The sequence below is a fragment of the Clostridium hydrogenum genome (assembly GCF_021432385.1).
GTDB classification, from domain to species: Bacteria; Bacillota; Clostridia; order Clostridiales; family Clostridiaceae; genus Clostridium_S; species Clostridium_S hydrogenum.
Genome location: NZ_JAEACT010000002.1, coordinates 1,149,439 through 1,170,607, shown reverse-complemented (window position 1 = coordinate 1,170,607; position 21,169 = coordinate 1,149,439). Strand labels below are relative to the sequence as shown.

Sequence of the window (21,169 nt, the reverse complement as noted above, 5' to 3'; positions counted from 1 at the left end):
ACCTGACTTAAGGAAAGGTAAATCATCCTTCGTTGTACTCTGTACTCTGTACTTTGTACTCTGGTCTAATCTCAAATTTGTCTGCTTACAAGCAGTGTCATATCATAAAGATTATGAGTGCCATCATGAGAAGTTCCCGGATAATGAATCGCCATATAGCCAGGTTTCGTTACTATACTTACTCCAAGCAAAGTCATTTTTTCAATGAAACCAATATCATCGCCAGCATACCCCATAGTTTGTAGATATTCCTTCAAATTTTCACTTACATATTCATAAACTTCATCTTCATTATCATAAGGACAAACAAATATAAATCTATAAAAACATCTATTTATATCTTCCTTATCAGGCATACCTTTACTTAAAATTACTGTATAATCAGCATTATATGAAGAATAAATTTTTGTATCATTTTCTTTCATTCCATATTTTATTTCACAATATTGCCTATCTTGTATAGTTTTTATAGAATTCCATGCAGTTGAATAAGCTTTAGGTATTGAACTACCGATTTCTTTTAAGCTTTTTCCTAATATTTTTGCAAATTTATTTACATCATTCTTTCTATTTATAAAGACTATTCTTGGTGACAAACATGCTTTTTGTTCCCAGCAAATAATGTCTTTTGCTACATTATTTGCGATTTCTATACTATCGTCTAAACTGTCAATAACCTCAAAGCTTATTTTTTGACCATGCATTATTAAATGTTTTTGATATTTTGCACATATGCTTGAAATCTTTTTACTTGAACTTTCCCCACCCCAATGGATTATAGAGTCACTATTTTTTACAATTGTATCATAAATATTTTCATTTGAACTATCAAAATATATTATAGATAATCTATCTTTTATACTATCATCAATTTCACATAAACTTTTATAAAAGGCATATGCAAAATAAGGTTCGTCGCCAGAAACTTTTACTAAATTACAATTTTTCGATAAAAGTCCCATTGCAATACTCATTAAGATTACAACAAGAGCATTTCCTGAAATATTATGAAAGATCAGTCCCCTAGGCTGCCTATGGGCATAACCATAGCTTCTTTTTACCCAAGTATCAAGTATATCTAAATCTCCCAATTCTTCTTTAATAGTTTTTTGAATATTGTCTTTTAAAAGCATTTCCATGCTTCCATTAAGTTCATAGGTTATAAGAGGAACACTTTGGTTTGTAATTTGGGCTAGTATATTTATATGTTCTTTAGAGTATTCTCCATCTAACCACATTCTTGCACACTTATCTAAAATTTCTATAGTTTTTTCTGTAATTATTTTATGACTTTTAATTTTATTTTTTTTAAGTCTCTCTATTTCTTTTAAGATATTATCCTCATTGGAGATATTTAGCTCCATTTTTAAACCATTTAATTCCTTTTCAGCAAACGTGCTTCCTGTAGAATAATTAATTCTCATTTTTATCCCCTCCAACATTTAAAGTTGCTCCACATCCTTTTGCTTCTGAACCTTTAACTCTTCCTAATATTTTAATTGTCATACAATTTGCCATGCACTCTGGACATTTTTCTTTAGAAACAATCTCTGCCATATCATCAACAAGTATAGAAGCTCCAGCAAAAGCCGATGTTCCATATGCATTTAATATTTGAATTAATCCCTTGTCACCATCATTATGAAGAGGCTTTAAAGTCTTTGGATCTCTTATAACAACTCTTCCTCCACTTGGCACATGAAATAAATAATTTTTTAATTTGCTAGAATAATGACCAGTTATAGGAAGACTATTTTCCGTAAATGAATATATGTCGATAAAATTTTCTTCTGGAATTCCTAAAAACTCCGAAACAATTTTTACAAATTGCCATCTTTCCATTTTCTTACCCATAGAGACATTTCCCTTTTTTCCATCCCAGCCTCCGCCGCCGGTACGAATAATCGCCTTATCTCCCAATTCAACTGGCTTAACTCCATTCTTTTTTAAAGCTTCCACTGCATTATATAGCAATATAGTTGATCCGCCTATTAATAAATAATGCTTCATTTTATCATGAACTTTAATAAATTCAGCAAACTCATCTATATCCACATCAAATCTATCCTCATATGGCTTTAATAAAAACTTTGCATTTGACCCAAAATCACTTGTATCTGCCATTAAATCTAATACATTCCCTATATATGACTCTGTTGGCTTGTCCATTATTTTTATACTTTTATATTTTTTCATTACTTCGGGTTCAGGATAAAAGACACAATTGAATTCACATTTAGGATCAATCATAGTATCATTTTTTATTATTTGTCTTAAGGTATCTATATCTTCATTTTTTCTTCCTACAAAGCTGGGATCACCACTTGTACTACTTGATACAGTCCATTTATCTAATTCATTAGTAGGTACTTTAAGCAATTTGTCAAATAAATTTGCAGATTTCTTAAAAACTGTAGTTACTAAAAAAGGAACCTTCTCAATATCTTCTTCACATTTTAATTGAGTTTTTGGATTATACTTTTGATTATCACATATTATTTTATAAGCTTCACATTTTTCATATTGATCAATTAAATTTCTTCTAAAATCGTCAAAAAAATTTAAATTTTCCATAAATCCTTCTCCTTACATCTATTTTGCATTCAATATATTGAATTAACTACATAGTAAATCAAATTTATATATATTGTAAAATGTTATAATTACATGAATACTTTATTTAAGCCAATTTGCTTTTAATTATCTGTATTTTCTTCCATATTTTATACTTTTATACTACTAAGTACAAACTTTCTAAAAACAATACCATATTCAATAATTATTCTTATTTATAGTAAAATAGAAAGGCTATGTTTTCAATAAGTGTGAAAATCAATACTTATTTAAAACATAGCCAATAAAAAAAGCTCCATCTAGTCATTTATTTCTCTGACTAAACAAAGCTCAAATTTTACTATAGATGTACAACTTGGAACATTGAAATTGCAAATACCAAGTTTATCCTGGCAAATTACAATTTAACTCAGAGTACAGAGTACAATGAAGGACGATTTTTCTCCGTTAGCACTACGAAAAATCTCAAAAATTATTTTTTTATTGCTGCGCAATTGCGTGATGCATGGCGTTCAGCGAAGCTGACACCATTTAAGTTTAAGATTTACCTGAGTAAAACGAAAGGCAAATCATCCTTCTTTGTACTCTGCTCTAAAAATTGTAATTTAATAGGATAAATTTGGTATAAGCAATTTTAACTTTTCAAATTGCTTATCTATATATGTTTACCTGCTCAACTATTTCTTGCAAAAATTTTAACTTGAGATACAACCATTCCTATAAGCATAAGTATACATCCCAAAACGGCTCTAATACTTAAATGTTCGTTTAAAAGAATAAAGCCGCCAATTGCTGCAAATGCTGCTTCCATACTCATTATAATTGAGGCATGCGTTGGTTCCGCATTTTTTTGTCCCACAATTTGAAGAGTGTATGCTATACCTACTGAAAAAACTCCCCCATAAATTATTGGTATGCCTGCATTAAAAATTTCAATCAAATTAATATTTTCGAATAGTACAGCTGCTATCATGCTTAAAATGGAGCATACAACATATTGAAGAAAAGCAAGTTTTATAGCATTTACCTTTTGCGCTGAATGATCAATAAATAAAATATGTATAGCAAATACAAAAGCGCTTGCAAGAATAACCAAATCGCTATTTGTTATATTAAAATTTTCTTTTACACATAAAAAATACAATCCTACAGCTGCAATGATTGCCCCAATCCATGAATTTATTGCAACCTTCTTTTTCAATACTATTCCAATTAATGGAACAATTACAATATATAAATCCGTTATAAATCCAGCTTTTCCTGCTTGTGTCTTTATAAGTCCTATTTGTTGAAGATTAGAGCCTGCAAAAATTAAAACACCAGCTATAGCTCCATAAATCAAATAGGTTTTTTTTTGACTTTTTTCATTTTTTCTATTTTTATCGCTCCTAAAAAACATAATTGGAATTAATGATATAGCTCCAAATGCAAATCTTACACCATTATACGTATAAGGTCCTATGTAATTCATTCCAACTCTCTGAGCAACAAAAGCAAATCCCCATATTGCTGCTGTAATTAAAAGTAACAAATCTGACTTGTATGAATTTTCCTTCATCTAGTGGCCCCCTAAAATTAATAACTATAATTTAATAATCGAATCTAGAAACAGAATAGAGAGTAGGTAATTACTCTCTACTCTCTACTCTAAATAGATATTACAAATTAGCCTTCAAAATCCTCTGCAAATTCAGCATTATGCCAAACATCTTGAACGTCATCATTATCTTCTAATTTATCTATTAATGACTGAACTCTTTCAGAATCTTCAAGATTTAAACTTACAGTATTATCTGGTATCATTGTTATTTCTGCAGATTCAAATTCAAAATTTTCTTTTTCTAAAGCTTCTCTTACAGTTGAAAAATCTTCTTGAGCTGTTGTAATTACAAAAACTTCCTCTTCTGCTGAAAAATCTTCTGCACCAAGCTCTAATACTTTCATCATTAATTCATCTTCATCTATTCCATCTTGCTTTTGTATAACTATTTGTCCTTTTCTTTGGAACATCCATGATACACAACCTGTAGCACCTAAATTTCCACCATTTCTATCAAATATACATCTAACATCGCTTGCACTTCTATTTTTATTATCAGTTAAAACATTAACAAGTACAGCTACTCCTGCAGGACCATATCCTTCGTACATTAATTCTTCATAATTTACGCCTTCAAGTTCTCCTGCTCCCTTTTTAATAGCTTTTGTTATTGTATCCATAGGCATATTAGCTGCTTTAGCTTTAGCAACGCAGTCTCTTAATTTTGAATTTCCGTCTAAATTAGATCCTCCTGATTTAACAGCAACCGCTATTTCCTTACCTATCTTTGTAAATATTTTTCCTCTTTTAGCATCTACCTTACCTTTTTTAGCTTGAATATTATGCCACTTTGAGTGTCCTGACATTTGCTATTCCTCCTAACTCAAACCTATATATTAGAAATATGTATTACATATTTACAGTCACGCTTAATATTATACCACAAAATTTCTTTTAAGACACATAAAAATTACCAAGAGCTACTGCACTAATTTAATTATTGGCTATGTTTTAAATAAGTGTTGATTTTCACGCTTATTTAAAACATAGCCTATTTATTACACTACGAACTAATTAATCTATTTTCAGACTTAAAATAATATCCTTCTTTATCAATTTTAAATTCGCATTTTCCCGAACAAATCTCTGATATTTCCTTTTTTATTTTATCTAAATACTGACTTTCAAAATTAAATTTGATTTCAACTTTATCAGTATATAGTATATCTTCAATGTGCCAGTTTTTAATTGAAAAATGATATTGGAGTTTACCAAGAAGCTCATAATTTAAGATAATTGTAATTTGTACTCCCAGCACCTTTTCCACTATTCCGCTTTCATTTACAGCTTCAGAAGCTCCCTTTGAATATGCCCTTACAAGTCCACCTGTACCTAAAAGAATTCCTCCAAAATATCTTGTAACCACTATAGCAACATCTGTTATTCCATTCTTTTTTATTACATCCAAAACTGGAACTCCAGCGGTACCTTGGGGTTCTCCATCATCCGTACATTTTTGTATAAGCATATCCCTTCCAACAATATATGCATAAACATTATGCGTAGCATCTTTATGCTCTTTTTTTATTTTTTCTACAAATTCTTTTGCTTCACTTTCAGTTTCAACTCTCTTTGCATGGCCAATAAAAACCGATTTTCTTTCTTCAAATTCAGCACATGCTTCTTTTCTTATTGTAAAATAACTCATACATCCATCCCCAGTATATTATTTATTACCCCAATACCTTTTAAAATTTCACTTTCATTTGCTTTAGAAAATCCAATTTTAAAATACTTTAAACCATCATCATTATTTTTATAAAAAAATACTCCCGGAGTTATAAGTACCTTTTTTTTCTTACAGCTATAGAATAAATCAACACAATTATTTTCTACATTATCTTTAATTTTTAAATAAAAACTAAATCCACCCTTAGGATCACTAATTTCAACTTTATTACCTAATATATCCTCTAGTTTCTCGTGCATATAATAATATCTTGCCCTATACATGCTGTTAATCTTAGCTATATAACTTCTCCAATAGCCTTTTCTTATATATAAATCAAGTGCTCTTTGCATAAGACTTGATGTTGATATATCTGTTGTAATCTTTGAATTTTCAATTTGTTCTTGAAGTAAGGATGGCATTATTAAATATCCTATTCTTATTCCTGGAAGAAATATCTTAGAAAAACTTTTTATGTATATAACCCTATCCTTTGTATCTAAGCTTTTAAAACTTCTATATTCAAATTTATCATTATATTGTATTTCTGAAAGGTAATCATCTTCTATTATATAAAAGTCATACTTTTCAGCTAATCTTAATATTTCCTTTTTTTTATTAATACTATATGAAATTCCTGTAGGATTCTGAAAATAAGTCATTGTATAAAAACATTTTATATAATTCTTTTTCAATATTTTTTCAAATTGATTTATATTTATTCCATCTTCCTCCATATCAACTTCAAAGATGTTAGCTCTTCTCCATTTGAATAGTGATAAGGCACCACTATATGTTGGCTTCTCAATAACAACATTATCATTTACATTTACAATGGCCTTAGAAATTATATCAATTCCCTGCTGTGCACCAGAAACAATGATTATCCTATCCTCGTCAACTGTTTTATTCCACAAAAAATCACTTATACTACTTCTAAGTCCTATATATCCTAGAGCTTCTTGATAAACAAGAGCATCTAATCCATCCCTTACGAGCACTTCATCAATTACATTTTTAAAATTTTCTATGGGAAAATATTCTCCGCACGGATTTTCTTCTGCAAAATCTATATAGCCCTCTTCACTTCTACCATCCATTTTCTTAAATATATTTGAATAGTCTCTTTTTAAACTTGTATATGCATCCTTTTTTTTAGCATATGTGCCGCTCCCCATTTTTAGGTATGCATAACCTTCACTTTTCATTTTTCTATAAGCTGCAACTATAGTATCACTATTAACATTTAAGTATTTTGCAAGTTCCCTTATTGGTGGCAATTTTTCTTCATTCTTTATTACATCTGTATCTATTAAATTTTTAATATGTCTCGCTATTTGAACATACTTTGGAACTTCCTCTTTAAATTTCATTGCATACTTTTTCATTATAAATCACCTATATATAATATACATTTTCTTTTACTAAAATACTTCCATCTTTAAGTAAATATTCCCTAGTTTTTTTCTTAATAATATTAAGAATCCAAAGTTTATTTAATAATTCCTCCGAATTTATATTAAAATCTTTAAATATTAAATCATTATTTATATCTTCCTCACTTAAAAAGCAATCTTTTTTCCTCATATAATCAATTAATAAATCAGCAATATTCTTTAAATTGGCATTTACAAATAAATCCATATAAGTAACCATAGCTTCAATTGACTTTTTAATATCGCTTTTATCAAATAATAAATTATCAACATGTTTTTTAAATTTCTCATCTATATTCATAAGCATACTTACAGCATCCTTATTTATCATATATCCAGAGTAATTAACATAAAGCTTTGAAAAATCATCTACACATTTCACTGCTTCACAATAAGCCGTATATATTCCATCATTAATCAAATATTTTTTACAAGTATCTATACTCTTAATTACATTTCCTGCATAAACCATATTCCACTTTCTTCTATCGATATCTGGGTAATATCTCCCACTATCATATCTTGCTGTTATTTCCATATCATTAGAAAATACAAGCTTAGACGAAGCAAATATTCTGTGAAAAAAGCCACCCTTAAGGTCATTTTCATTGAGTCTCAAAAACTTATTTTTGCCCATTAATTTTATATGAATTGATATACCTTCTTCTTCAGTAAATATGTTTTTTATACTATTTGATCCTTCATCATTTGCAATAACAAAAAGGTCTATATCAGATCCATCCCATAAATCTCCAGAAACCATACTTCCGAAAACCATAACTGCAAGAACATTTTTATTGGACTTTAAATTTTCAATTTCTGTTGTAAATGCTTTTTGATATTGTGAAATTGTCTTTTTCAAAAGAAACACCTTCTTCCCCTGTTACTCTCCAATCATATATTCTCTGCATTTATTATAGACTTTTTCATCTACAATTGCTTTTAAATATGTTCCATTATCTTTAAATTCCTCTAATTCGACAACTGAATATTGATGAATATAAGCTGTCACTTTTTGAGCATCATATGGAATTAAATACTCAACCTTTTTAGTTTTACTTGGGAGCTTATCTTCAATCTCCGATAATAATTTATCTATATTAATCTTTTCTTTTGCAGATATTTGAACTACTTCATAACCTTCACAAAACTTAACTAAAGCCTCTATTTTTTCATTTTCCGCTTTATCTATTTTATTAAGCACAATAATTGTATTCTTGTCTTTCGCATTAAGTTCAGTTAAAACTTCATTTACAGCTTTAATTTGATCTATTGCTGTATCAGAAGAAGAATCCACGACATGAACTAAAAGATCAGAATAAATTACTTCTTCAAGCGTAGATTTAAATGATTCAACAAGACTGTGTGGAAGTTTTCTCACAAAGCCAACAGTATCCGTAAGAGCTGCTGTTCTATTATCCGTGAGCTTAATAGCTCTTGTAGTTACATCTAGTGTCGCAAATAGCATATTTGCTTCAAATACCTTTTCTTTAGCAGCATAGTCCCTTGGTGTTAGAAGTTCACAAAGTAAATTTCTAAGAGTTGATTTTCCTGCATTAGTATACCCAACTAATGATATTTGAGGTAATTCACTAGAAACTCTTTTTTCCCTTTGTACTTCCCTTGTTTTCTTTGCCTTTTTTAATTCATTTTCTAAGTCATGTATTCTATCTCTTATATGTCTTTTATCAACTTCAAGTTTCTTTTCTCCAGGTCCCCTTGTTCCTATTCCTCCCCCCGTTCTAGATAATACGCTTCCAAGTCCCATTAATCTAGGCAGCCTATACTTTAATTGTGCTAATTCAACTTGTATTTTAGCTTCCTTGCTCTTAGCTCTCCTTGCAAAAATATCTAATATTAAAGTAGTCCTATCAATTACCTTTGTTCCTATACTATCTTCTAAGTTTCTAACCTGCGAACCCGCAAGCTCATCATCAAATATTATGACATTGGCCATCTTTACTTGCCTCAAAAGCGCTATTTCCGAAACTTTGCCCTTTCCTATAAAAAATGCGTTATCGATTTTATCCTTCTTTTGCATAACCTTCATAACTGGTTCTACATTACAAGCTCTAGCAAGTTCCCCTAATTCTTCTAAACTTTCATCAGTATCAATTCCAACTAGTATAGCTCTTTCTTTATCGTCTTCATTTAAATTTTCAATATTACTGATTATTTCCTCAGTATATGTAAGCTTATTTAAATATTTATATTCAATAGCATCTTCTAATTTTAATGGTCCAACTTCTTCAAATGTAAGGATATCATCTTTAACATCACAAAATCCAATACATACACCAGTAACCAAATTATTAAAGGTGCCAATTGCAACAATACAATCTAACTTTAGCTTAAGCAAAGCAGATGTATCTACGGCTGAAAGTTTTGGATTGCCATTTGGATGAGTATGTATTACCCTTACTCCAGAAAGCTTATTTTGATAAACATCTACTAGCGGCAATTCAACTGTACTACTGTCACCTATGGCTACACTAATAACTTTTCCCTTCCTATTAATTGACACACTTACTTCTCTTTCTATTAAATTTGATACCTTGCATAATAAACTTACAATTTCATCTGTAAATATACTATCTTTTGGTACAAAAAAATTATATATATTATCGAGTTCATTTAAAATAGAGTTCTTTACTCCTTCTATATTACCTAAAATCATAATTGATACCCTCTTTTATTCACATTTTTTTAATCTTGACAATTTCCATATAATTGTATACTATAAAAGAAATATTGTAAATACATAAGTACATTAGCTTTACCATATTGTAAAAGTTTTATTACTTCTACAATTTTTTTATTTATGAATAACTTAGCTATGTTTTAAAAGAAAGATTATATGAGCTTATGACATTAATGGACTCTAAGAATTGCTCGTATATAATTTGCTACCCATTTAGATGCATCGTCCTGATGCCTAAATGGCTTTGACCGTCCTAGTCAAAATTACGCAAATTATAAACAAGCAATCCTAAGAGTCCATAAAAGTCAACACATCATAGAAACATTCTTTTAAAAATAGCTAAACTTACTAAAGGAAGCTATGTTTTAAATAAGTGCTAAAATCAACACTTATCTAAACCATAGCCAATTATTTTTATTTGGGAGGATCTTTTTATGGAAAAGAAAAAAAGAAATATAGTAATAAGTGAAGATGCAATTAAAAGTAAAATTAAAGATTTAGGAAAAATTATAACTCATGACTATAGTGATAAAAATCTGTATGTTTTATCATTATTAAGAGGTAGCTTTATATATACCGCTGACCTTGTACGTGAAATTGACCTTCCTACAAAAATAGGTTTTATGACAACTTCAAGTTATGGTAATAACGAAACTTCTTCAGGGGCAATTAAAGTAGTAAATGATATTAAAGATGATATTAAGGATTTAGACGTATTAATAATAGATGATATAGTTGATTCAGGATTAACTATGAATTTTGTTATAGAACATGCTAAATCTCTTGGCGCCAAAAGTGTAAAATCATGTGTTCTACTTGATAAACCAGAAAGAAGACAAGTTGATTTAAAGCCGGATTATTTTTGCTTTGAAATACCTGACATATTTGTTGTTGGCTATGGCCTTAATTATGGAGATTACTACAGAAATGTTCCGTACATATTTAATTGGGAAGAGTAAAATTGTTGGGAAGTAAGAACATTCTGGAACATTAAATAACATCAATAAATCTAAGGTGAAAAACTTTAAAAGCCTAAGATTTATGAGATGCTATTTAAATCGTTCCAAAACGTTCTTACTTCCCAATTACAGTGGTTTAAGGTAAAAATTCCTCCGTGCCTACGGAATTTTGGTATACAATTGTTTTTCAAATTATAACAAGGGGCTGTCGAACAAAAAAACAGAGTACGGAGTACAGAGTACAAAGTACAGTGAAGGATGATTTTCTTACGCCTTGCTACAGAAAATCTTAAAGCTTATTTTTTGATTGCTTACGCAATAGCTACATTAATGTTGTTCAGCTTCGCTGAACAACATTTAAGTTTAAGATTTACCTGGCGCAAGGAAAGGTAAATCATCCTTCGTTGTACTCTGTACTTTGTACTCTGTTTTAACGCTTCGCAATAATTTTAAGTTACGTATTAAATAAGTTTATTTCGACATCCCCTAGAAAGCATATCTATAAATTTTTTCCTAATAACCAAATTTTTTCACATGAATTAGGCATTTGTTTTTCATCCACATTGCAAGGGTCAACAAAAGAATCTTTTATTTTTTCTGTGAACCCCATTCTTTTGTATAAACGTATATTATCTGTTTCTTCCCATAAATTTAGTAAATCTTTTTCATTTGCTAACCTAATTTCCATTAAAATCACCTTTCTATTTATATAAAAAAAAATTTCTTTATTATATTCTTTGTGCTGATTATATCATTAATTCCAAACATTTTTTACCTATACCAACTAATTACTATTTTTTCCCATATTTAACTGAAGAGCATTATCCGGTACCTTACCTACAATAATCGTTTCAGATATTGGTACTTCATTTTTAACTTCAATATCATTATAAGATGTGGGAATTATAACCCTAATTTTAGTTTTTACATTAACATATATAAGAAGTCTTGTTTGATTTATTCCAGCACCTTCAAATTTTGACTTATAGCTTGTTTGTACATTTCCTACTGGCTCCATTCTTACTGTTATATTTGGTCCAAAATATGCAAGTATGTTATTTTTAAATATATATCCTGCTGGTATCTTAATACCAATTTGTCCAATTTTTCTTATGCTCTCTTGAGATTTCAGTGAAACATCACATGCAATTTTATTCATCTTAAGTGTGTTAGCCTTTACCATAACAATATTGCCCAAATTATCTTTTTCTACATTAATTATATCATCAGAATTGAAATTATTGTTATACTCATTAATTAAGATTTTATTTACGATATCATTACTTTTTTCCCGCATTTCTGCATCACCAACTGCCAAAACGGTTGGAGTAATTATCTTATCAAATTCATATATAAATAAATTGAATACTAATAATATAACTGTCAATATTATTAGTATTGTTATTTTAAATTTCTTGGCTTTAATATTTCTCACCTCTTAATTTCAACATAATTAAATTTAATATAAAATTAATACTTTCTATTCATATACTATGTTATTAAGAATCTTTTTATTAACAATAGTAAAATTTAATTATACTTTTTGTATTTTATGTATAAATATGGATTTATTATTTTTCTATTATATGCTATAATTATTCAACATAGTGATTTACTTAAGGAGGAAACTTATGTCTGGTAATGTAAAAACTAAAAAGACAAATAATACAAAATATAAAAAGAAAAAAAAGCGTTTTAGAATTTTCAAAACACTATTACTTATATTTTTTTGTGTATTTTTTCTATGTTCTGTAGCTGCTGCTGGATTCATTTTTGCAACAATAAAAAACGCTCCAGAATTAGACGTTAATGGTACAATACTCAATCTTGCTCAAGCATCACAATTATACGACGATAGTGGTAATCCAATGGATACCGTAATTACAAACCAAAAAAGAGTGGTTGTATCCTTGAAGGATGTACCTGCAAATTTATCTCATGCCTTTGTAAGCATAGAAGATGAAAGATTTTATAAGCATAATGGAATAGATTTGAAAAGAATAGTAGGTGCCCTATATAACGATATTAAATCTAAAATTCATAGACAAAATAATATCCAAGGTGCATCAACTATAACTCAACAACTTATAAAGACAAGACTATTTTTAAATGATTCACTTCAAAATAGATTGTCCTTAAGGCGAAAAATTCAAGAAGCTTATTTATCAATTCAGCTAGAAAAACAATTATCAAAAGATCAAATATTAGAAGCCTATATGAATACAATTTATTTAGGCGGTCAAGCAAATGGAGTCGAAACTGCTGCAGAGCAATATTTCGGAACAGACGTAAAAAATTTAAATTTAATACAGTGTGCTTTTATAGCTGGACTCGCTCAAAGCCCTTCAGCATACTACCCATTTTCACCAAATGCACAAAAAAATCACAACATTTATCTAAACAGAACAAGAACTGTTTTATTTAAAATGAAAGATAATGGATACATAAGTGATTCAGAATACCAAAATGCACTGAATGATTTAAACAACAACAAGTTAATTTTTCCTGGCTCTAAACTTTCAAATAAATATAATTATGAATGGTTTTCAATTCCTGTTGTTGAACAAGTAAAAAAAGATTTAAAAGCTCAGTATCAATATACTGATGAAGAAATTGATAATCTTCTAAGAGATGGCAATCTAAAAATATATACTACAATGAACACTAATCTTCAAAATAAAGCTCAAGAGATTATAAACACTACTAAATATCTTCAAGGTGTTACTCATACTGATAAACATGGAATAGTTCAACCAGAAGCTTCTGCTGCAATTTTTGATTATCATACTGGTGAAGTTAAGGCTTTAATAGGTGGTAGAGGAACGCAACCTCCTACTTCGTATAATAGAGCAGCCTCAAATAGCTATTTAAGACCTACTGGTTCAAGTATCAAGCCACTTACAGTCTACGGTCCTTCTATAGATACTAAACTAATAACATCAGAAACAACAATAAATGACTCTGCGCTTTCACCTGAACTTCAAAGTAAATACGGATCTAATGGTGACCCTTATAATCCTAAAAATGATGATGGTGTCTTTACTAACACCCCACTTTCCGTAAGAACGGCTCTTGCAGAATCAAAAAATGTTATAGCAGTTAAGGTTGAAGATAAATTAGGTTTAACTACAGGTGTTTCATATGCTGATAAATTTGGACTAAAGTTTAATAACACTGATAAATCAAGTATTGCTGCTGTAGCCTTAGGTGAATTCAGTGGTAGTAATACACTTACCATGTCAGCCGCTTACGGGGTTTTTGGTAATCAAGGTTTATATAGTTCACCTAGACTTTATACAAAAGTTGTTGATAAAAAGGGAAATGTTTTATTGCAAAGTAGCTATGCCACTAGAAAAGTAATTTCTCCTCAAGCTGCTTATATAATGTATGATTTATTGAAGGGACCTATGGATTATAATGATGGAACCGGTACAAATGCTAGAGCTGAACTTGGAGAGATGCCTGCTGGTGGTAAAACTGGTTCTTCAACAGGTTTTAGAGACTTATGGTTTTGTGGATTAACTCCATATTACTCTGCAGCTGTTTGGGTAGGCAATGACGACCATAGTATCCCCGGCATTTATAGTAATGGTGCTGCAGGTATTTGGGGACAAATAATGAATGCTGCTTCTCAAAATGAGCCTATAAAAGATATTCAAATGCCTGATGGAATAGTTCAAATTGGCAATGACATATTTATTGATGGAACTGCACCTACTAGCTTAGACCCTACTGACAATGCACAAAATAGCAATGCTGAACAGAATACACAGACACAGACACAACCACAGACTGGTACACAACAAAATCAAAACCAAAACTCACAAGTTCCACAAAATAATATTCCATCAAACAACACTACTAATACTACTAAAGTTCCACAAAATAATGTTCCATCAAATAACACTACTAATACTAATAACACTACTAACACTACTAATACCACTAATACTACTAATAGCACTAATAACAATTCTCAAAATAAACATTAAATTCTCTATAGTATATATGCTAAAATAGATAAGGTCTAAAAAATGCCTTATCTATTTTTTTTGTATTCTTCAATAATTATTTTTAACGCTTTACTTAATATTCTATCTTCATTTTCAATATCATTACCTTGTTCTACTTTGCCTGGATCACCTATTCCTACAACACAAACCTTACTTCCTAAATTTATTGTATTTACCGTATCACCTTTTAATACATTTGTATTTTGTACATTTCCATACTTATCTACGGCACAATTTACTTGCTCACAATTTCTATCAACTGAATACTTTATTTTTATACCACTTGCATTTTTAGTATTTGATGCTACTGCTACAATACCTATAACTTCAACTTCTTCACATTTTATAAGAAAATTTATTGCTTTTTCACCATTACCTCTTCCAATATTTCCCCTATCATCTGCCATAACAATAACAGGATCAAATTTCACACACTTTATAAGCCTAACCATTTCTTCCCCTGTTATTTTAGTTGGGTTTCCCCAAGAAATTGAAAGGCATCTTCCACCTACACTTAAAGCTGATTTTTCAACAACCTTTTTTGCAATACTATCTCCATCAGTTACAACTATAACTTTCCTCTTCAATTTATTCATCCTTTCGTCTTAGAATTGAAGATTAAAGCTGCAATGTATCCAAAAAAGACAGCTCCAGTTATACCTCCCGCTGCCCCTTTAATTCCACCTGTAAATGCACCAACAAGTCCATTTGTCTTAACCTCTTTTATTGTTGCTTTAGCAAGTGAATATCCAAATCCAGGAAGAGGTATAGTTGCACCTGCTTTACCATACTTTATTATAATATCATATATGTTTAATGCTCCAAGTATTACACCTATTGTTACAAAACTTACCAATATTAATCCTGGTGTAATTGTCGTTTTATCCATTATTATTTGAGCAATTACACAAATCAGTCCTCCTACTAAAAATGACATTATATAATTAGTCATTTTTTAACACCTCCAAATTCTATAGAAACTGCATGAGCAATTCCCGGAATTGATTCACCTTGCAAAGTAGCAGTTGTACTCATAAGGGCTCCCGTTGAAACAAGAAGAACCTTTTTATATTTTCCCTTTAAAATATTTTTATATATATATCCACAATCAACAACAGCTGAACAACCACATCCACTTCCACCTGAATTAGTGTTTTGCTTCTCACAATCAAATATTTTTTCACCACAATCCATATAAACATTACTTATGTCATATCCATATTCTTTCTTTAAAAGTTCAGCTGTTATTTGTCTACCAACTTTGCCTAAATCTCCTGTAGCAATTAAATCATAATCTGTTGGTTTTCTACCTGTATCCTTAAAATGTTGTTTTAGTGTATCAACTGCTGCCGGCGCCATAGCTTCTCCCATGCTATCTGGGCTACTTATACCATAATCCTTTACTTTTCCTGTTGTAGCATAGGTTATACATGGATGATCACCTTTTCTTCCAAGTAACATGGCTCCTGCTCCTGTAACTGTCCATTGAGAATTTGGTTTTCTTTGACTTCCAAATTCAAGTGGAAATCTAAATTGCCTTTCTGAAGAAGAAAAATGAGAGGACGTAGCTGCTATAGCATGATCTGCAAATTCACCTTCAATTGTCATTGCTGCAATTCCAAGCGATTCCGTCATAGTTGAGCATGCTCCATAAAGTCCATAAAATGGTATTTCAAGTTCTCTTGCTGCAAAGTTTGAAGAAGATATTTGATTTAAAAGATCTCCTGCAAATAAAAAATCAATATCTGTTTCTTTAAGCTTTGCTTTCCTTATAACCTCAGTTATAACATTATATATCATACTACATTCTGCTTTTTCAAAGCTTTCTTTTCCATTTAAATCATCACTTAGTATAATATCAAAGTAATCTTTAAGAGGACCTGCCCCTTCCTTAGGTCCAACTATTGACTCTGCAGCTATAATTTTAGGTTTTGTTTCAAATTTTACTGTTTGAATTCCTATTCGTTTACTCATTAAATCACCCTATCTCATAATAAAATAATATATTATACCTACAATAACCGAGGAGCTTAATCCATAAACTAGCACAGGACCTGCTATAGTGAACATTTTGGCACCAACTCCAAACACAAAGCCTTCTTTCTTAAATTCAATTGCAGGTGCAACTATAGAGTTTGCAAAGCCAGTTATAGGCACAACAGTTCCTGCCCCACCTATATTAGCTATCTTGTCATAAATACCTATTCCAGTTAAAAATGCACCTATAAAAACCATAACTATAGCTGTATATGTACCTAAATCATCCTGTGGAACTCCTACGCTAGAAAAAAAATCTGAAACCAATTGACCAACATCACAAATCAAACCTCCTATTATAAAGGCGCAAATACAATTTTTAATAATTTTAGGTTTAGGCTTTGAATTTTGTGATAATGATTTAAAATCTTTTTTTATTTTTTCTTCACTAACCTTCATTATTTTCACCCCTTAAATAACTTTTATACCATTATTGTTTGCATAAATATTTTTTTTAAACAAAAAAAAGATGCACTGATTATTTGTGCATCATTTACTTAATTTTTGTTTCATAACTTTTAAAACTTTTTTTTCAATTCTTGAAACTTGTACTTGACTAATTCCTAACATTTTAGCAACTTGAATTTGAGTTTTATCCTTAAAATATCTTAGAATTATTATCTTCCTTGATTTTTCGTCAAGATTATTAATTGCCTCTTTTAAAACTATTTTGTCTACAACATCTGAATTTTCATCAGCTGATTGGCTTATTTTATCTATTAATAAAACTGGTGAACCGTCATCTTGATGAACTACATCATATAAGTACTGTGTATTTATTGTTGATTCAGTAGCAAAAACTATTTCTTCTGGAGCTATTCCTGAAAACTTTGCCAATTCCTCTATAGTAGGTTCCCTGTTTAGCTTTTTCACTAGATTTTCCCTATCATAGTGTAATTGACGTGCTGTGTTTTTTACGCTTCTACTTACTTTAATCATTCCATCATCTCTTAAAAACCTCTTTATTTCACCCATAATCATGGGAACAGCATAAGTTGAAAACTTTACATTAAACTTACTTTCAAAATTATTTACAGCTTTAACTAGTCCCATACATCCTATTTGAAATATATCATCATACTCATATCCTCTGTTTAAAAACTTTCTGCTTATAGCTGAAACAAGTGGAAGATTATTTTCAATAAGCTTATCTAGAGATTCCTTATCCCCTGCTTTGGCAAATTTTATTAATTCTTGATTATTTCCATACTTGCATTCTTCCTTTTTTACAGTATTTTCATTCTCCATATCATATAGCTTCTTCGCTATTTCACTCCTCTTTATACTCTTAACCCTCTATTCCTTTACTGATGTAAATCTCTTTCTTAATACTACCTTTGTACCTTTTTTAGGCTCAGATTTTATCTCCATTGTATCCATAAAACTTTCCATAATCGTAAATCCCATTCCAGACCTTTCTAAATCAGGTCTAGAGGTATATAATGGTTCTCTAGCTTTTTCTATATCTGCAATTCCAATTCCCTCATCAATAATCTCTAAAACAAGTTCATTTCTATTAATAGCTGCTGAAATTTCAACTATACCTGCCTCATTATTTTCATATCCATGAATAATAGAATTAGTTACAGCTTCAGATACTGCAGTTTTAACATCCTCTATTTCTTCAATCGTTGGATCAAGCTGTGATGCAAAAGCTGCAACAGTAACTCTTGCAAAACCTTCATTTTCTGGTTTTGCTAAAAATTTTACATTCATTCTGTTGTTTTTAGACATTAAAATCCCCCCATTAAATGCTTTCAACAGCTAAATTTACATTATTATAAACATTTATTATTTTAAATAATCCTGATAATTCAAAAACCTTTTTCACGGAATTGCTTATATTAGCAATACATAATACTCCATTTGATAACTTTAATTTTTTATATCTTCCAATTATAACTCCAATACCAGAGCTGTCCATAAATGTTACATGTGAAAAATCTAAAATTACTTTTTTATAACCACCACTTTTTATCTTATCATCTATTTTATTTCTAATTTCGTCAGTACTGTGATGATCAAGTTCACCTATAATAGATATTATAAGTTTATCATTTACTTGTTTAAATTCTAAATCCATATTAATTTTCCCCCTAAAAATATTCTATAGATTTATTATTCTATATTTGTATATTATTTCCTTTTTTATTCATATAAGTTTTACATTTTTAATTATTGACACATTTTTCATACAATATACACTTATTTAAAAAAAAGAGTACGGAGTACAGAGTACAAAGTACAGTGAAGGATGATTTTCCTCCGCTAACGCTACAAAAAATCTTAAAACTTAAATATTGGCAGCTTCGCTGAACAATATTTATTCTACGATTGCGTAAGCAATCAAAGATAAGTTATAAGATTTCCTGTAGCAAAGCGCAGGGAAATCATCCTTAATTGTACTCTGTACTCTGTACTTTGTACTCTGAGTCAACGCTTTTTTCAATAATTTTAACTTCTTCTTTCGTTAAATTAAATATATCATATAAACTTTTCTCACCAAATTTTAAATTAAGTTTTTCTATATTAGGAATGCGTAATTTCATTACTGTGTTAGGATAATACTCATATAGGTCGTTTCCAAGCTTTTTGCCAAAGGTTTTAAAATAAAATTCATATACTTTACTATTCAACAAACATAATAAATCTTCATAAGTAAATGAAGAATTTTCTTTTAGCTTTAGGCAATAAACATCTGCACTGAAATAACTTCCTGTATCAATTGCGAACCTATTACTTGAAGACTTATATGGAAATATTATTTTTGTTCCTTCAAATATGTTTCTCTTTCTTCCCCACTGAAGCTCGTACCAATTTCTAATTCCATTTTTACATTCTCTTCGTAAAGAAAGTTTATCTTTATACTTGCTAATATGTTTAATTGCATTAGGATATAGTGAAGTATCTTTAATTACATCAGAATATATTATATAAAGCTGTTCCTGTTCAACTACGCCCTTTTTAATAAGCTTGCTTTTAAGCCACGGCTTAATTAACTCTTGCTCTATATATTCATCCCTTATGACATTTTTATCAATTATAAATGCCTTGTCACACCCTGTAATGATACCTTGAAAACTATCACAAATATTTGATAATGAAAATTCACAATTTTCTTCTATCTTTTTAATTATATTCATTTCATCATCAGTTCTTAATATCCAGCCTTCATTATTTAAAGATAATTTATTTATAAAAAATCTATTACAGTTTTTTATGCCTCCATTAAATAAAGAATAAAAAAAGTCATCTCCAATTTTACCTTTAGTACAATACGGTTTTATAATTTCTATTTTTTCATTAAAGTTTTGTTCTTTTTGGAGGAAAATTATAACTGGATCTATTCCAATGTTTTTAAATGGTCTTATACCATAAAAATCGACAATTTTATAAATTTTACATTCCTCTTTTAGCATTGTTCTAAGTTCTCTTCCACTTGGTGATTCTAAAAAATACCTAGAGGTTATAAAACTTAATTTGCCCTTATTATTAACACAATTAATGGCTCTCTGAAAAAAACAATATGACAAATCACCTTTGTCCTTATATGTACTATATATTTTCTTTAAATTTAAAGAATATTCCTTATCTATAACTTTTTGTCCTATGTAAGGAGGATTACTCAAAAACACATCAAATTTCACATCTACTGTATCAATTAAAAAATCTTTTATATAAAAATTTTTCGTCAGTGTAGAAGTTTCACAAAACAAATCTATAATTAAAATTTGGACAGCTGCTTTATCTATATCGAAACCAAATAAATTATTTTTAATTATATGCAAATTTATGTTATCTTTATTTAAGTTAATACCATGCTTTTTATTAATTTCCGCCATAAATTTCAAATATATATTCTTCAAATATCTAAAACATGGAATAATAATATTTCCACTTCCACATGCAGGATCTGAAATTTTTAAAAACGGATTTTCAATTATATCTTTATCTAAAATTGTATTTTTAACTATATAATCTGCTATTTCATAAGGAGTATAAACTACTCCTTTTTCTTTGTTTAATGATATCCTATTATAATATTCAATTGAAAAGCTTTGTTCTATGCCTAAAGACTGTTTTAATTTTTCTATACTCTGTCTTTTAAAATTCAATTCTTCATCACTTTTAATTATTTTATACAATTCGTCAATTCTACATATAAAGTCTTTTAACATAA

General features: G+C 29.4%; 20 protein-coding genes. 2 read left to right on the top strand and 18 right to left on the bottom strand.

Going from position 1 to position 21,169, the window contains the following annotated elements; genetic code table 11:
- Positions 1-71 precede the first annotated feature (71 nt).
- The 8 genes from CUEA01_RS05185 to hflX all read right to left on the bottom strand — a co-directional run bounded on the left by CUEA01_RS05185 (position 72) and on the right by hflX (position 9,956).
- Positions 72-1,424 (bottom strand): acyl-CoA reductase, encoded by a 1,353-nt coding sequence (locus CUEA01_RS05185; protein ID WP_234119366.1) that lies wholly within the window; start codon positions 1,422-1,424, stop codon positions 72-74.
- Positions 1,414-2,574, bottom strand: a complete 1,161-nt coding sequence (locus CUEA01_RS05180; RefSeq protein ID WP_234119364.1) for a LuxE/PaaK family acyltransferase — start codon at positions 2,572-2,574, stop codon at positions 1,414-1,416. Before CUEA01_RS05180 ends, CUEA01_RS05185 begins: the two co-directional genes overlap by 11 nt.
- A 673-nt stretch (positions 2,575-3,247) precedes the next feature.
- Positions 3,248-4,132 (bottom strand): DMT family transporter, encoded by an 885-nt coding sequence (locus CUEA01_RS05175; RefSeq protein ID WP_234119363.1) that lies wholly within the window; start codon positions 4,130-4,132, stop codon positions 3,248-3,250.
- Positions 4,133-4,239: 107 nt separating this feature from the next.
- A complete protein-coding gene (locus CUEA01_RS05170; RefSeq protein ID WP_234119361.1) occupies positions 4,240-4,980 on the bottom strand; it encodes a YebC/PmpR family DNA-binding transcriptional regulator in 741 nt (246 codons plus the stop codon).
- Between the two features lie 197 nt (positions 4,981-5,177).
- Positions 5,178-5,822 (bottom strand): YigZ family protein, encoded by a 645-nt coding sequence (locus CUEA01_RS05165; protein WP_234119359.1) that lies wholly within the window; start codon positions 5,820-5,822, stop codon positions 5,178-5,180.
- Complete coding sequence (gene pdxR, locus CUEA01_RS05160) at positions 5,819-7,231, bottom strand: MocR-like pyridoxine biosynthesis transcription factor PdxR (protein ID WP_234119358.1); 1,413 nt, start codon at positions 7,229-7,231, stop codon at positions 5,819-5,821. The genes CUEA01_RS05165 and pdxR overlap by 4 nt, the downstream gene beginning before the upstream one ends.
- Before the next feature lie 10 nt (positions 7,232-7,241).
- The gene (locus CUEA01_RS05155; protein ID WP_234119356.1) at positions 7,242-8,141 is read right to left on the bottom strand and encodes a nucleotidyltransferase domain-containing protein; all 900 of its coding nucleotides are present in this window, start codon (positions 8,139-8,141) and stop codon (positions 7,242-7,244) included.
- A 21-nt stretch (positions 8,142-8,162) separates the two neighbouring features.
- Positions 8,163-9,956, bottom strand: a complete 1,794-nt coding sequence (gene hflX, locus CUEA01_RS05150) for a GTPase HflX (RefSeq protein ID WP_234119354.1) — start codon at positions 9,954-9,956, stop codon at positions 8,163-8,165.
- Between the two features lie 458 nt (positions 9,957-10,414).
- Here hflX and hpt point away from each other — a divergent pair, with 458 nt between their 5' ends.
- Positions 10,415-10,939: a hypoxanthine phosphoribosyltransferase gene (gene hpt / locus CUEA01_RS05145; RefSeq protein WP_234119346.1), complete on the top strand. Its 525-nt coding sequence runs from the start codon at positions 10,415-10,417 to the stop codon at positions 10,937-10,939.
- A 499-nt stretch (positions 10,940-11,438) separates the two neighbouring features.
- On the opposite strand, the gene CUEA01_RS05140 is transcribed toward hpt, so the two are convergent.
- Together CUEA01_RS05140 and yunB are read right to left on the bottom strand one after the other, a co-directional pair.
- Positions 11,439-11,627 carry a hypothetical protein gene (locus CUEA01_RS05140; RefSeq protein WP_234119332.1) on the bottom strand — a complete coding sequence of 63 codons (189 nt, stop codon included), beginning with the start codon at positions 11,625-11,627 and terminating at the stop codon, positions 11,439-11,441.
- Positions 11,628-11,723: 96 nt separating this feature from the next.
- Positions 11,724-12,374, bottom strand: a complete 651-nt coding sequence (gene yunB / locus CUEA01_RS05135; protein ID WP_234119330.1) for a sporulation protein YunB — start codon at positions 12,372-12,374, stop codon at positions 11,724-11,726.
- 196 nt (positions 12,375-12,570) lie between these two features.
- On the opposite strand from yunB, the gene CUEA01_RS05130 reads away from it, so the two are divergent.
- On the top strand, positions 12,571-14,931 hold the full coding sequence (locus CUEA01_RS05130; protein ID WP_329603966.1) for a transglycosylase domain-containing protein: 2,361 nt from the start codon (positions 12,571-12,573) through the stop codon (positions 14,929-14,931).
- Between the two features lie 47 nt (positions 14,932-14,978).
- Here CUEA01_RS05130 and CUEA01_RS05125 read toward each other — a convergent pair whose 3' ends face one another.
- The 8 genes from CUEA01_RS05125 to CUEA01_RS05090 all read right to left on the bottom strand — a co-directional run bounded on the left by CUEA01_RS05125 (position 14,979) and on the right by CUEA01_RS05090 (position 21,167).
- Complete coding sequence (locus tag CUEA01_RS05125) at positions 14,979-15,548, bottom strand: stage V sporulation protein AE (protein ID WP_234119322.1); 570 nt, start codon at positions 15,546-15,548, stop codon at positions 14,979-14,981.
- Positions 15,545-15,904 (bottom strand): stage V sporulation protein AE, encoded by a 360-nt coding sequence (gene spoVAE, locus CUEA01_RS05120; protein ID WP_234119319.1) that lies wholly within the window; start codon positions 15,902-15,904, stop codon positions 15,545-15,547. The genes CUEA01_RS05125 and spoVAE overlap by 4 nt, the downstream gene beginning before the upstream one ends.
- Complete coding sequence (gene spoVAD, locus CUEA01_RS05115) at positions 15,901-16,926, bottom strand: stage V sporulation protein AD (protein ID WP_234119317.1); 1,026 nt, start codon at positions 16,924-16,926, stop codon at positions 15,901-15,903. The genes spoVAE and spoVAD overlap by 4 nt, the downstream gene beginning before the upstream one ends.
- Before the next feature lie 9 nt (positions 16,927-16,935).
- Complete coding sequence (spoVAC, locus tag CUEA01_RS05110; RefSeq protein ID WP_234119315.1) at positions 16,936-17,388, bottom strand: stage V sporulation protein AC; 453 nt, start codon at positions 17,386-17,388, stop codon at positions 16,936-16,938.
- Between the two features lie 90 nt (positions 17,389-17,478).
- On the bottom strand, positions 17,479-18,237 hold the full coding sequence (gene sigF / locus CUEA01_RS05105; protein WP_234119313.1) for an RNA polymerase sporulation sigma factor SigF: 759 nt from the start codon (positions 18,235-18,237) through the stop codon (positions 17,479-17,481).
- Between the two features lie 48 nt (positions 18,238-18,285).
- On the bottom strand, positions 18,286-18,723 hold the full coding sequence (gene spoIIAB, locus CUEA01_RS05100; protein WP_234119311.1) for an anti-sigma F factor: 438 nt from the start codon (positions 18,721-18,723) through the stop codon (positions 18,286-18,288).
- Between the two features lie 13 nt (positions 18,724-18,736).
- Positions 18,737-19,072 carry an anti-sigma F factor antagonist gene (gene spoIIAA / locus CUEA01_RS05095; RefSeq protein ID WP_234119309.1) on the bottom strand — a complete coding sequence of 112 codons (336 nt, stop codon included), beginning with the start codon at positions 19,070-19,072 and terminating at the stop codon, positions 18,737-18,739.
- A gap of 313 nt (positions 19,073-19,385) precedes the next feature.
- Positions 19,386-21,167, bottom strand: coding sequence for an Eco57I restriction-modification methylase domain-containing protein (locus CUEA01_RS05090; protein WP_234119307.1), 1,782 nt, complete (start codon positions 21,165-21,167; stop codon positions 19,386-19,388).
- Positions 21,168-21,169: the final 2 nt, after the last annotated feature.